At 64.1% G+C, this 12060-nt stretch carries 16 protein-coding genes and 1 pseudogene; 5 read left to right on the plus strand and 12 right to left on the minus strand.

All coding sequences use genetic code 11. The annotated features are described in order from the left end of the window. Positions 1–18 precede the first annotated feature (18 nt). The 8 genes and pseudogenes from pyk to ACH34W_RS05805 form a co-directional block, all read right to left on the minus strand. Complete coding sequence (pyk, locus tag ACH34W_RS05770) at positions 19–1077, minus strand: pyruvate kinase (protein ID WP_395959645.1); 1059 nt, start codon at positions 1075–1077, stop codon at positions 19–21. A gap of 82 nt (positions 1078–1159) precedes the next feature. Beyond that, a complete protein-coding gene (locus tag ACH34W_RS05775) occupies positions 1160–1339 on the minus strand; it encodes a hypothetical protein (protein WP_395959646.1) in 180 nt (59 codons plus the stop codon). 22 nt (positions 1340–1361) lie between these two features. Next, positions 1362–2705: a cation:proton antiporter gene (locus tag ACH34W_RS05780; RefSeq protein ID WP_395959647.1), complete on the minus strand. Its 1344-nt coding sequence runs from the start codon at positions 2703–2705 to the stop codon at positions 1362–1364. A gap of 354 nt (positions 2706–3059) precedes the next feature. Then, positions 3060–3389 carry a helix-turn-helix domain-containing protein gene (locus ACH34W_RS05785; RefSeq protein ID WP_395959648.1) on the minus strand — a complete coding sequence of 110 codons (330 nt, stop codon included), beginning with the start codon at positions 3387–3389 and terminating at the stop codon, positions 3060–3062. A gap of 2 nt (positions 3390–3391) precedes the next feature. Beyond that, positions 3392–3601, minus strand: a complete 210-nt coding sequence (locus tag ACH34W_RS05790; RefSeq protein WP_395959649.1) for a DUF6879 family protein — start codon at positions 3599–3601, stop codon at positions 3392–3394. A gap of 225 nt (positions 3602–3826) precedes the next feature. Continuing rightward, positions 3827–4137: pseudogene (locus tag ACH34W_RS05795) on the minus strand (winged helix-turn-helix domain-containing protein); the annotation flags it as partial. Positions 4138–4453: 316 nt separating this feature from the next. After that, positions 4454–4864: a DUF6924 domain-containing protein gene (locus tag ACH34W_RS05800; protein WP_395959650.1), complete on the minus strand. Its 411-nt coding sequence runs from the start codon at positions 4862–4864 to the stop codon at positions 4454–4456. Positions 4865–5152: 288 nt separating this feature from the next. Then, a complete protein-coding gene (locus tag ACH34W_RS05805) occupies positions 5153–5974 on the minus strand; it encodes an SDR family NAD(P)-dependent oxidoreductase (protein ID WP_395959651.1) in 822 nt (273 codons plus the stop codon). A gap of 87 nt (positions 5975–6061) precedes the next feature. Between ACH34W_RS05805 and ACH34W_RS05810 the strand changes: the two genes are divergently transcribed. Further along, a complete protein-coding gene (locus tag ACH34W_RS05810) occupies positions 6062–6619 on the plus strand; it encodes a TetR/AcrR family transcriptional regulator (protein WP_395959652.1) in 558 nt (185 codons plus the stop codon). 404 nt (positions 6620–7023) lie between these two features. Here ACH34W_RS05810 and ACH34W_RS05815 read toward each other — a convergent pair whose 3' ends face one another. Both ACH34W_RS05815 and ACH34W_RS05820 read right to left on the minus strand, forming a co-directional pair. Further along, a complete protein-coding gene (locus ACH34W_RS05815) occupies positions 7024–7770 on the minus strand; it encodes a DUF6879 family protein (RefSeq protein ID WP_395959653.1) in 747 nt (248 codons plus the stop codon). A gap of 54 nt (positions 7771–7824) precedes the next feature. Beyond that, the gene (locus ACH34W_RS05820; RefSeq protein ID WP_395959654.1) at positions 7825–8769 is read right to left on the minus strand and encodes a helix-turn-helix domain-containing protein; all 945 of its coding nucleotides are present in this window, start codon (positions 8767–8769) and stop codon (positions 7825–7827) included. A gap of 86 nt (positions 8770–8855) precedes the next feature. Here ACH34W_RS05820 and ACH34W_RS05825 point away from each other — a divergent pair, with 86 nt between their 5' ends. The 3 genes from ACH34W_RS05825 (at position 8856) to ACH34W_RS05835 (ending at position 10184) form a co-directional block, all read left to right on the plus strand. After that, positions 8856–9206, plus strand: a complete 351-nt coding sequence (locus tag ACH34W_RS05825) for a hypothetical protein (RefSeq protein ID WP_395959655.1) — start codon at positions 8856–8858, stop codon at positions 9204–9206. Between the two features lie 319 nt (positions 9207–9525). Next, positions 9526–9738, plus strand: coding sequence for a DUF397 domain-containing protein (locus tag ACH34W_RS05830; protein WP_395959656.1), 213 nt, complete (start codon positions 9526–9528; stop codon positions 9736–9738). An 86-nt stretch (positions 9739–9824) separates the two neighbouring features. Next, positions 9825–10184 carry a hypothetical protein gene (locus tag ACH34W_RS05835; RefSeq protein ID WP_395959657.1) on the plus strand — a complete coding sequence of 120 codons (360 nt, stop codon included), beginning with the start codon at positions 9825–9827 and terminating at the stop codon, positions 10182–10184. Between the two features lie 196 nt (positions 10185–10380). Here ACH34W_RS05835 and ACH34W_RS05840 read toward each other — a convergent pair whose 3' ends face one another. Both ACH34W_RS05840 and ACH34W_RS05845 read right to left on the minus strand, forming a co-directional pair. Then, on the minus strand, positions 10381–10569 hold the full coding sequence (locus tag ACH34W_RS05840; RefSeq protein ID WP_395959658.1) for a DUF397 domain-containing protein: 189 nt from the start codon (positions 10567–10569) through the stop codon (positions 10381–10383). A gap of 80 nt (positions 10570–10649) precedes the next feature. Then, the gene (locus tag ACH34W_RS05845) at positions 10650–11417 is read right to left on the minus strand and encodes a helix-turn-helix domain-containing protein (RefSeq protein WP_395959659.1); all 768 of its coding nucleotides are present in this window, start codon (positions 11415–11417) and stop codon (positions 10650–10652) included. A 146-nt stretch (positions 11418–11563) separates the two neighbouring features. Here ACH34W_RS05845 and ACH34W_RS05850 point away from each other — a divergent pair, with 146 nt between their 5' ends. Continuing rightward, entirely contained in the window at positions 11564–11989 is a 426-nt protein-coding gene (locus tag ACH34W_RS05850; RefSeq protein WP_395959660.1) for an ATP-binding protein, read from the plus strand. Positions 11990–12060 lie beyond the last annotated feature (71 nt).

Genomic DNA, 12060 nt, shown 5'->3' on the forward strand with positions numbered 1-12060 from the left:
TGTGCTCTGTCGTCACCGTCAGCCTGCCATCCGGTCGTCGGCAGGCCGGGGGGCGAGAACGCTCTGGCCGCGTGAGATGTCCGCCCTCCCCGAATACTGCTCCGCCACCGATGCGATCTGCTTCATCGTGGTCACCGACGCGACGGGATGAGCGCCGATCGCGGTCTCACCGGAGAGCATGACAGCGGCCGCGCCGTCAAGGACGGCGTTGGTGATGTCGGTGATCTCGGCCTTGGTGGGACAGGGCCGCTCGATCATTGTGTCGAGCATCTCTGTCGCCACGATGACCGGCTGGGTGAATCCGGCGGCTCGAGACAGAATCTGCTTCTGCAGCACGCCGATCTGCGTGGCGTCCGTTTCGGCAGACAGATCACCGCGGTCAATCATGATCGCGTCCGAACTGTCGATGATCTCCTCCAGGTTCAGCACGGCGCCCGGTGTCTCGACCTTGGCCACGATGCCGGGCCGTCCGCCGGGCAGTTCCCGCCGGACCAGCCTGACATGCCGGGCCGACTCGATGAAGCTGATCCCGACCAAGTCAACACCGTTGTCACGGGCGAAGGCCAGCATGTCCCGATCGCGGTCACCGACCAGTTCCCCGCCGAGTTCCACCCCTGGAACGTTGATGCCTTTTCTGCTGCGGAGCCGACCGGCCACCTCGGCCCGGCAGTGCAGGTCGCAGCCGGTGACCTCGACGACGGTGAACCGCAACTTGCCGTCATCGGCCAACAGCGTGGCACCGGGCGAGACGTCCTGGTGCAGTCGCCGGGAGCCGATCGTCACCTTGCGCTGACCATCGTGACCTTCCTCGGTTGTCAGGATGATCACCTCACCGACACCGAACACCGGCTCATGGCAGAGGTCGGCGGTGCGGATCTTCCGGCCTGGCACGTCCAGAAGGATCGGGGTCGCGGGGAGCACCCGTTTGACCAGTGCGATCGTGTCCCGGTGCCAGGTCAGGGTGTTGTGTGAGGCATTGAGCCGCACAACGCTCATGCCCGCCCGGGTCAACGAGATCAGCATCTCTGCGGAGTTTGTCGCAGGTCCGATGGTGGCGACGATGTGGGTACGGCTCACTCGGTTTCCTCCTCGATGAAGATCTTTCGGTTCTCGCCTGTAGCTGCTTCTGCTTCCGATCACGGCCCTGCGCCGCGGACTACTACACGTGGTTGCGGCACCCCACCGGCTTGATGGGCCGCCACCTGCGGCGGATCCCTTCCGATGACAGGAACCTGTGGCCGGGTAGCAGGCCGGGCCCAGGCGACTCGGCGGACGCCGGGGCGGCCATGGCGATGCCCGCCGGCAGCGCCCCGAAGATCGGGTAGATGCCCAGCGCCATGCAGCACAGGCAGTCCGGGTCACTACGCAGCCCGGTTCAGTTCGCCCGCCATGGCTGTCGCGGGCTTGTGTTGCTCCACGGGGCCCTCACTGGACAGAAGCGGCCATCCTCTGCGCAGCACGAAGGCCAGCCAGACGCCGCAGGCCTGGGAGGTCAGCACGGCGGTGAGGACCAGCGTGGTGAAGAAGGGGGCGTTGATGATGGCGGCGTCGAACGCGACGCTGGCCAGCACGATGCCGGGTCCACCCCGGGCATTGCACGTCACGGCCAGGTTGATGATGTCCAGGCGCCGGAATCCGGCCAACCGGGCCGCCAGGCCGACCGAGAGCAGGACCACCACTGAGGAGCCGAGCAGGAAGCCGATCAGCATGAGCGGCGAGAAGCCCTTGGTGAAGTCGAGCCGGTAGCCGACGATGGCGAAGTAGATCGGGATGAACACCGCCCCGGAGACGTGGCTGATCGAGTCCAGCGGGACTTGGAAGCGCTGGTGTTCGGTGCTCTTCATGCCGCCGACGATCCCGAATCCGGCGAGGAAGGCGGCGAAGGCCAGCGTGACGTCGAACACTGCGGCCACGCTGACGTAGCCGAGGAGGACAATCATGATCCAGGCTATCGGCGTGTGCGTGGCGATGATGTTCCAGCGGGCGCGGCTGAGCCGCCGCAACACCAGTGGCAGCACGGTCATTGCGAGCAGCACGTACAGACCGTTGGCGACCACGTGTACGGACACCGTTTCGGCCAGCGCGCCTCCAGCGGCAGCGACGGTGGCCGTGGCGATCGCGGTGGCCAGCGCGAGCACACCCCACAGCACGATGTCCTCCAGCACGGCGGCGCCCAGCATGAGGCTGGCGAACCGGGTGTGCAGGATGCCCAGATCGTAGAAGATCTTGGTGATGACGGGGATCGAGGTGACCGCCGCTGCGATGGCGAACACCAGGATCACGGCGGGCTTGCTGCCGGCGTCTCCCATGAACGCCTCCAGGGGCAGCAACGGGGCGACGGCCAGCGCGAGGAAGAACGGCAGCGGCGTGCCCAGACTCAGGATCCAGGCGGTGGGCTTCCGATTCTCCTTGCCCAGCACGTTTCGCACGCTCGCGCCGGACACGAACATGAGCAGCAGCAGCCCGAGATGGTAGAAGAAGCCGAGGACCACGGCGGATGGGCTCTTGTCGCCGTCCCCGAAGACCTGCGCAGCGATACCGGGCGCCATCAGTTCAAACAACGACGGGCCAAGCAGGATGCCGGCCAGGATCTCCCCCACGACCCTCGGCTGGCGCAGCATCGCGGCCAGCTGTCCGAACAGGTTGGCGCCAGCGATCAGCAGCAGCAGCGCCAACGCCAACGAACCCAGAGTCTCTGCAGACACATAACCTCCTGCGTGCTGCCGGATCGATATGAAGATCGTCAGCCGGGCGCCCAGGTCGTGCCCGGTGCTTCGCTCTAGGTCTCCTCCTCTGGCACCAGCCCCACCCCGCTAGTGCGATGACCAGGAAGGCTGTCCGGTTGCCGTTGCGGACTGTCTGTTACCTAATGCTCACGATACGGAGTTTAATTTTTCTTTGCAATAATATGAGCGTTAGATGAACATCTCTGCACAGTGAGCCACTTCCTGCCCGTACGGGAGTGATGTCGAGTACCAGCGGGAATCGATGACGTGCAGAACCGGCGCACGGCCCGCCTGACAACCCTGCAGGACATACCGCCGTGCTCTCGAACCTCCTCATCCAGGACGGACAGGAACACCCGACGCCGTTACGCGCTGATGTCTCGGTGTCGGTCGCCATTCGACGTACATCGTTTCGACAGCGCGGGCCATCGCGATCAGATCAGGAATCTGTTCCTCAGCGTCACAAACAGCGCACCAAGTGCGGATGTCCAGCTCAGACGGCGCGGTTGTGGTCGCCTCTATCTTGTAGACCTTCGTGCGATCCCAATTCGCGGCCCGTGCCAGGGCCGTCCCGCTGAGGTTCGCATCCCGGCGGATATCGCGCAGGCGCACCGCAATGGCGTGCCGCGCCTCCCGAACTGCCGGTGTCGGAGAGCGGGCCACCGTCAGGGCCTGAACTCGGAATGATCGATACCCCTTGCCCAAGCGGCCTCAAAGGCTGAACGCGCGAGCTTGGCCGATGCCTCCCGGTCGTCTTTTTCGACCTCGGTGAGGATGCTGTCGCCGGAGAAGTGGTTCCAGTAGACGACGGCCCCGTCAATCACCCAAAAGTCCGCGCCGGTGAGGCACAGATCAGCCGCGTCAAGACCCTCCAACTGCCCAGAACCGGAAACCCTGCTCTACCTGGCCATACTCCGGAAGAATGATCTAGACGACACTAGGCCGGAAACCCTGGTTCCTCGCCTGGGGCGGGAGCCTGGCTCTGCCCCAAACAGTGAGAATGGGGTTGGGTGTTCCCGGCGGGGTCTGACCCGGCCCCAAACTGACACGATGTCTTGTTGGGCATCTGTCGACCCCTGCCGGGAGCGCTTGTTCGGCACTTACCGGACGTGGTGGGTGACCTTATAGGAGAGCCTGGCCAGAGGCCCCACGTGCGGCTCGTGGGCGGCCTCAGGCTCTGGCCCGTCTCGTCTCGAAGCAGAGCCAGGCTCAAAGGTCCGCCGCCGTTCTTTTATCACCGGCCACTGCTGGTCCTTCCACAGCAAGATGGCTTCCTCGTCGCGCTCAGCCGCGCGCCGGGGCAGGACCTGCACGCTCCACCAGATCCGGTGCAGCAGGGCGCCTACCCGGCCAGGGTGTATTCGACGCCGAACCGCTCATCAATCAGCTCGGCGGTCCGCACCAACGTCCAACACTGATCGTCCCAGCACGCGCCGCGGGCCCAGCTTCCAACTCGGCCTGCAGCCTGGCATTTGAGGCGCCGGCGATGGCGCTATAGGGCCCTAGGGTCCTGGGTGGCCGTTTTCCGCCGCCCTCACCTCACGAGTGAAGAGAAACCCCGAAGAAAGGGCATCGGAGAATGGCCACTCGCAAATAGATGATTTCGACCGGAGTGCTGTCTTTCCCACCGGAGGCGAAACTTCGGCGGAAGGGGCGTTCCTCCGGCGCTACGTTCCGGACCATAAGCCGGTCCTGGCACACGTATCCATTTGCCTCATGCAGGTGGTTCACATGTCATTGAAGCCGCTGAACGTGCCCGATGCGTCGGCGTAGTCGGCGAAATCCATGTTGGCGATGCACAAGTTCGCCGAAATCTCGGCATACCACCGGGGAGGCACCCGGAACGTCCTGCCGGGCTCGTCGAACAGGTCGACCGCCAGCAACGGGGTCTCAGGATCGGTCATGGTGACCGAGTCAGCAAGGAAGAGGAAAGCCAGCTTCTCATCCTCCTGCGCGGCCGCATTGGCTTCCACGAGAGCCTGAACGGTCGCACCTGCATACGCGAGATCACCGACGTAGGTCGCGTCGCCGTGACCATAGCTGTCAATCACTGCTTGCAACGCCTGCCATTCCGAGTCATCGCCGAAGTCGGTGCGCAGAACGAGAGACGTCAGATCATTTGGCTGAGGCAGCGTCATGGACGGGATCCTTCCAGGCGATCCCGACATGCTCACGCCCTTCTGCCAGCCCCTCGGAGCCGGCGAGTAGACACGGTGCGGCTATGGCTGGCTCGCGTTTCCGGGCGCACCAACAGCGTGGCGTGCTGATCCGTCCGCTGCTTAAGGAGCGCCGAGGTGGTGTCGGTCGAAATCGACCTGGAGGCGGCAGCCCACGCCCATGACTCACTGCGGACGGCTGGGCATTCTGACGTGGTCGTGATTACCGGAAACGGGGAAGTCGGGGGAGCGGGGCATTCCGGTGCGGCATCAGAGGATGTCCTCGACGGCAGAAGCGAGGCGTGCAGCGTCCTTCTCGTCGTGGGCGCCGACGGTGAGTGGGCGCGTCTTGGCGCCGCGGTAGGCGGCTCGACCCGGGGTCGGGGTGTCGATGATGTTGATGATCGGCTGGATCGCATCTTCGGGACGTTGGCCCAGCAATGGCCCCAGAACGGCGGCAGCGACCTTCATGCCTGTCCCCACTTCGCCGGCGAAGCTGGAGCGAACTAGCCGGGCGGGTCCCCAGGTGACGTAGCTGAGATCCGAGTTCTGGTCAGTGGCGAGGATTCCGAGCAGTTCGTTTGCTCGACGCTGCTGAGCGTTCGATCGTTTGAAGGTGAACCCGTCGACCATCTCCAGGTCGTCGAACGCGATGGCATCCGGGCGGGCGCCCGGGACGGCGGTGTTCACGATGACCGGCCTGTCGCCGTCGCGCAGAAGGTCGGCAAGTTGCGTGACGAACAGGTACTTGCTGAGGAAGAACAGCGACCAGGACGCCTCGTGCCCTTCGGGGGTGCTGTGTCGGCGCTGCCGGATGAACGACGCCGCGAGTACCAGCGCGTCGATGCGTTCGTGGCTCTCCTTCAGCTGGTTGACCACGCGGCGACTGTCCTCAATGAGGGAGAGGTCAGCCGCGATGAACTCGGCCCTGGATGGCGCCGAAGGGGACTGGCTCGCCGCGGCCGCAACCAGCGCCTCGAACTTGGCGCGGCTACGTCCGATCACCACCACCCGGTCTCCTGCTGCGAGGTAGTGGCGCGCCAGGGCGGCGCCCATCCCGTCCGTGCCTCCCGTGATCACGATCGTCCTCACGACACACCTCCATCATTCCGGAACACATGTTCCGGAAAAGCGTAGCACCGATGCGGAACACATGTTCCGCATCGTTATGCTGAGGACATGACGGAAGAGCGCAAGCAGCGACGCGACGCCGTGGCGAACAAGGAACGGATCCTGAACGCCGCAGAAGAGGCGTTCCGACACCACGGCCTATCCGTCGACATGCGTGCGGTCGCGGCAGCGGCCGGAGTCGGCATCGGCACGCTCTACCGACACTTCCCCACCAGGGAAGACCTCGTGCAGGCCATCACCGGGTCCGACCTCGCCGACCTCGCCGTCGCCCATCTTCCTGACGGGGCGTCAGCGATCGACGGACTCCGAGAGCTCTTCACCAAGACGCTGGCTCAACTCACCGCCAACAAGGCCATGATCGACCTACTCGCAGGCGGACCCCCCTCCGACGCGGATCTCGACCGGTGCCTTGCCCATCTGAGAACCGTCGGCCGCGAAGCCATCGAGCGATCCGCCACCGACCGCACCCTCGCCCCGGACGTAACCGCAGACGACATCGCCTACCAGTTGCTCGGCCTCATCCGGATCGTCCAACTCATCTCCGCGCCGGCGCCGGGCACGATCGAGCATCAGGTCGAACTCGCACTGCGCGCGTTGGCTGCCTGATACCCGCGATCAACGCGCCAATCCCTCATCATTGCCGTCACCGACGTCCGATTCAGCAACATCTAGTGAGCGGCGTCGTCCTGGGCGAGGATGGCAGGAGGGAGTGGGCCCGAGTCGTTGACCGCCAGGCCTTTGCCCTTCGCCAGGTGCGGATGGCTTCGAGACGATCGGCTCCGGTCTGTCGTCCCGGCCTCCCCCTGATGTTGGAGACCTGGGTCGCCACCTTCGGCCGCATGCCAGGAGCCCTGAACGACCTGGTGCTCGGCGTGATGCCAATCGACGTCGCCTGACGAAGCCTTAGTGGCCTTGCGGAGGGTTGGGCCCCTTCAGTGGCCCAACCCCTCCGCAAGGCCAGCGAGGCTGGTGTACCCGGGGACTGCTGTTACCTACGCAGACGGACAATCTCACACCGTGTATTCGGCGTGCGGTACGGCTCGCTCCCAGACCATCTCAAACGCTGCAACGACTTGAGCGACCCGGCGAGGGTCCGACACGAACTCGTACTCCTCCAGCATCGTTCCGTCGCCTGCGTCGAAATGGAACCGCACCAAGCGTTGATCGAACATCCAGAAGTCCGCACCGGGAAGCATCAGGTCCCACGCCTGGCGCCGAGGGAGCCAACGGACCTCTTCCCCCGCCTTGATGTTCACGTCCGTGACCGAGTGGAGCCAGCGCACATAATCCGACGCAGGCTCGCTGATGATGCGGGCACGGCGCATCTTTACGCCACGCCCCACAGCTTCCTCCACTTGGGCAACCCACTTCGACCGGTCCGTACGGCCTGACCCTCCAGCCTTCCATTCCTCATAGCCTGGAGACGGCTGGTAGAAGTCCCGCATCTCCAGATGGACGGCCGACTGCTTGGTGTTGGCCAGGAGCTCCGCGAAGGTCGGGATGCCGTGTCCCTGGCGTCCCTTCTCATAGGTGCCTGCCGCCGCCTCTGCGAGTTGCTCCGCCATGCGTGCGGGCTGCCAGATCACGGCTTCGTCAGGAGCGAGCGCCACATGCTTCCCCAGAGCCTTCAAGACCTCTGGGTCGGTCACGAGACGTCCCTGCTGGTAGAAGTCGCCAGTGTTGGGATCGCGGGCCACTGCCGGACAGCGCTCGTCCTCCGAGCCAGGGTCGGAGCCGATGAAGTCGATCTCACGCATTGGAGCCTCCAGCAGCCGGGAACGGTATGACCCTCACTCGGTTAGTACCTCTCCTCAAGACTCCCCAAGCACCGCCAACGGGGCGCGTATCAGCGCCCGCGCCCTGTCCCCGTGGACAGCCAACCCGAACAACCGCTCCCAGGCTTCGGCATACATGCGGGTTTCGTAGGGCTGCGTCAGGGTCAGAGTGCCGGAGACCAGTTCGACTGTGACCACCACCGAGCGACCGGGAAGCTCCGACATGGTGAACGACTCCTCGGGATTGACGCCGTGCCGGTCGATGTCGCGCGGGATGACCCCCAGCGAAACCGTGGGGCGCCTCATGATCTCCAGCAGGAAGCGGAGTTGCTTCTCGTGTATCTCCGGTTCTGCTGGCCGATACCACAGCACGTCCTCCTCCAGTAGGAACAGCCATCGGGCGTCCGGCCGGTTCAGGCAGCGTTGCCGGTCTAGCCGCGCCTCTACGGCGTCGGCCACATCGTCGAGGTCGAGATGCTGCTCAAGGCGGGCCGTGGTCAGGTAATGGGTCATCAGGCCGCGCGTCTGGAGTAGGCCGGGGACGTACTTGGTTTGGTAGACGCGGTGCAGGCGAACCGTCCAGTACTTGTCTCGGAGCTTCTCCTGGCGGCCCTTGAGCCCTGCCCGGTTACTCTCCTGGTGGGTCTGCCACATCCCGGCAACGGCGCGTTGCTCGGCAAGCAGTTCGGCCAGCACGTGATCAGGTTTGGCGCAGATTCTGCACCACAGCCGTACGTGATCTGGAGTGATGCCACGTTGCCCGCGCTCGACCATGCTGACTTGTGCAGAAGAGCGCCAACCAGCGAGTTCAGCGAAACGTACACCTGAGATCCGCGCCTCCTGCCGCATTTGGCGCAGACTTTCCCCCAGACGCTGACGCGCGGCTTGCGCACTGGATGAGGGCGAATGTGACGACGGCATCGGTGCTGATCCTGGCGCATGAGGTTCTTGCAGGTAGGAGCGTTTCACGATGATTGACACCCGTGCCTGTCATCCTCCCATCCCTGGGTGTGAAAGGTAGTGAAATCTCTGGCCCGCAGCGTTCGAGGTGAGCCAACGTTGTGGCTATGACCTTCGACGGACTCAAACACCGAGAGACCAGGCCAAACGAGCAGACGCCGGATAGCCGACGGGTCGTCTTCCTGGACGAGTTGGGTGGCGAGATTGCCCGCGTCTGGCCGGCGTTGAGAGCCGAACGACTCAGTCCGGCCGACGGCTTGCCGACTCGCCTCATGGTCACCAGGTACGAGTCAGACGCGCGTGAGGAAATCGGGTGCGACTTCGACGCCGTGACCGGTTGGTGGTTCGTCTGGCGCTGGGACAGGCAGCGGCCCCAGCGCATCGGACACGTAAGAGCCGTTCAGCAAGTTGCCCACTCTGTGGCGAGCGTCATGGGTATGAGGGCCTTGACGGTCTAACCATGGCTGAGACGCAGATCTGCCGTCACTGCCGGAAGCCCATCACTTACGGTCCCGGCTGGTGGGAACACATTGGCGGAACGGTGGCCTGCAACCCTCACCAGGCGACGTCTCCGCCACGAGGGACGAACGCCGTCCCGATGGTCGAGGTCATCGAGGGCCCGGCACCGGGGCCACAACAGCTACCTTCACAGGCCGTCGAGCGATGACGCGGAGTTTTGGACTCCACTCCATGATTCCGGTTGGCCACCTCTAGCCGCGGGGTCGGCCGATTCCAACACCCAACAGCTTCCAACACCCGACAGCCCGAGGAGGCCATGTGTTCATCAAATCCAGCAGATGCGACGGACAGCAGGAGACGTGTGGTTGCGTGAACGTCGCGATTGTCCGGGACGCGGTCGTCGTCACCGACGAGGAAGGCAACGTCTCCAAGTTCGATCACTTCGAGTGGCGCGACTTCATCGCAGGAGCGAAAGCAGGCGAGTTCGATCTGCCCGCAGACTCCCCGGCCCTGGCCACTATCGCGGCCTAGACATCCCCGCACATCAGCCAACTACCACCAGGCCCCGCCTTGGAGATAGCAAGGCGGGGCCTGTGCTTCTCGAAGGATGCTTCTTAATGGCCTTCTGCTGCTACCTCTGGCATGGGGACACCGCCACAGCCCAAGGCCCCAAGCGCGACTCGCTGTGCGGTGACCTGAGCATGGCCACGCCACCGGTTATGACTCGCGACTGGCTGAAGAAGCCGCAGAGCATGTTGCAGCGGAAAGCCAGCACACCCGAGAAGGCCGTGGACTGGCTGGAAGAGGTCTTTGACCAACACGCTTCGAAGATGGCTTGCTCGCAGGCCACGGGCATCAGCCGAGATGACCGGTTCGGCTCTGCGCTGGCCGACCTACGGAGCGGCAACGACCTGTCCTGGGGTTTCCCCCTATTGGGCAGCAAGTACGTGGCCCTGGCCGTCATTGTCGTGCGCTGAAGTCACGAACCGGCGTCCGTCGCTCTAAGCTGCGGGGGCTTCGTGAAGGCCACCGGCCACACTGCCAGCGTGCACGGCTCGATCAAGTTCCACCCCCTCGCCACACCTACGCCTGCGAACTCATCGTGGGCGGTCCGGACGCCAAGGCCGTCATGAGCATGCTCGGCCACGCCGACATCACTACGACCTACGACCCCTACGGGTTGAGTTCGTCCCGCTTCAGGCGGGCGATGAGATCAGCGATGGTCTGAGCTGAAAGGCTGAGGCGCGCCGCTACGGGGGGCTTGCTGTCTCGCATTCCAACGGCTGAGGCGAGACGAGTCGACTCGACACAATCTGCGCCTCGCGTTGTGTCGCTCTGGCCGGATTGGCGCCAGTTGATCATTCGAACCGGTGCTTGTTCTATGGGTCCTGTGAGTAGTTCTCGATAGTGCGCTCGCACCGATATAGCCGAGGTCTCGGTGGTCACTCGGGCGGATTGGAGTAGGCGGCGAGGTCTACGGGCCGCCCCATCTCCCACAACTCAGAGAGATGGAAACTGAACCTGTCGAACAGCCCGTCGTCCTGACATCGATGAAGGTGAAGCATCGGAGAGTCGTGGCCGACGAGCCGCGCCAGATGGGGAGTGACGAGCATGTCGTCGTCGAAGCGGAACACGCTCATGGCAATGTGATCGTCCCCGAACCTCACGTCGAGATTCGGGACACCGTCGAGCTTGCTCAGTTCGGCGAGCGTGATCCGGATGCGGGTGCCAACGGTGAGGGGAACGCCCTCGACCTGCTCGCGCCGGTGCGTGGTCTCACTTTCCGGGTCACCGATCAGGAAGCGGACGTGGCACCCTTGCGCTGCCTTGCGGCGGAGAACGGCGCGAAGGTTGGAGAGTTCGAGCCAAAGGAAGTAGCTGGTGAAGCCGGCGAAGGTGAGCTCTTCGGAGGCATTCGTGATCAGGTTTCGCCATACCGACTTCGGACAGGCTGACCTGTACGGATATGTCGCGACTATCTCGCGGTCAGGCCCGGTCTTGAGATTTCGGCGGATTCCGTCCGGCCACAACATGGACTCATCAACTCCCAGCGCCTCCGCCGCTGCCCATCGGTGCCTGGGGTGTGGCAGGCGCCCGTCATTGGTGATCCACCGGTTGACGGTCTTGGCGTCCACACCGCACCGTTCGGCCAACTGTGCCTGCGTGAGCTGCGCGTCGTCCATGGCCCGCCGGAGTGCGTCGTTCGGCATCGTTGCTCCACTCTGAGCCTAGGACAGTACGGACACATTCAAAAGGTATCGAGAAAACGTCCCAGACGTCCTCCGAATGGCGTATGGCCGTCCCTGTCGCTGGACCAGTGTGGAGTCATAGCCGAAAACGCGAAGGTGGGTCAAAGGTGATCACGGATTCGCAGGATGCCAGCGAGGATCCGATCGTTTTCACCGCGGTGTTGAAGCCGGTGAATACCGCGATCAAGGAAGCTCGTGACATCGGGGCGTTCGCGTGGTCCTACTGGGATCTCGGCGACGACTACATCGTGCGGCTGGTCGTGTCGGAATTGATCACAAATGCCGTGAAGGTGTCGAACGACGATCAGCTCATCGTCTTCCGCTGCTATCTGGGTGACAGCGGGTGTCCGGTCATCGAGGTGTGGGATCAGTCCCCGGAACCGGTCGTCATGAAGAGCGCCGACCTGGCCTCAACGGACGGGCGCGGGATCTTCATCGTGGATCAGTTGGTGGACGACTGGACGGTCGAGAGCCTCGCTGAGGGCGGGAAACTCATCCGGGTCGTGCTGCGGACAAAGCCCACAGTGATCTGACGGGCAGAACAACGCGGGCCCCCTCGGCCTGGCGTCACGTAGGACGCACCTGTGTGGAGGTGTCTCGCGCT

The sequence above is a fragment of the Actinomadura sp. 6N118 genome (genome assembly GCF_044326415.1).
GTDB lineage: Bacteria > Actinomycetota > Actinomycetes > Streptosporangiales > Streptosporangiaceae > Spirillospora.

Bases quoted from the DNA above. Each gene is read 5' to 3' on its own strand.
- ACH34W_RS05845 (WP_395959659.1), bottom strand. From the start codon at position 11,417: ATGCCGAACGACGCACTCCGGCGGGCCATGGACGACGCGCAGCTCACG.
- ACH34W_RS05775 (WP_395959646.1), bottom strand. From the start codon at position 1,339: ATGGCGCTGGGCATCTACCCGATCTTCGGGGCGCTGCCGGCGGGCATC.
- ACH34W_RS05825 (WP_395959655.1), top strand. From the start codon at position 8,856: ATGACCTTCGACGGACTCAAACACCGAGAGACCAGGCCAAACGAGCAG.
- ACH34W_RS05840 (WP_395959658.1), bottom strand. From the start codon at position 10,569: ATGATCAACTGGCGCCAATCCGGCCAGAGCGACACAACGCGAGGCGCA.
- ACH34W_RS05835 (WP_395959657.1), top strand. From the start codon at position 9,825: ATGGCCTTCTGCTGCTACCTCTGGCATGGGGACACCGCCACAGCCCAA.
- ACH34W_RS05810 (WP_395959652.1), top strand. From the start codon at position 6,062: ATGACGGAAGAGCGCAAGCAGCGACGCGACGCCGTGGCGAACAAGGAA.
- ACH34W_RS05815 (WP_395959653.1), bottom strand. From the start codon at position 7,770: ATGCGTGAGATCGACTTCATCGGCTCCGACCCTGGCTCGGAGGACGAG.
- ACH34W_RS05800 (WP_395959650.1), bottom strand. From the start codon at position 4,864: ATGACGCTGCCTCAGCCAAATGATCTGACGTCTCTCGTTCTGCGCACC.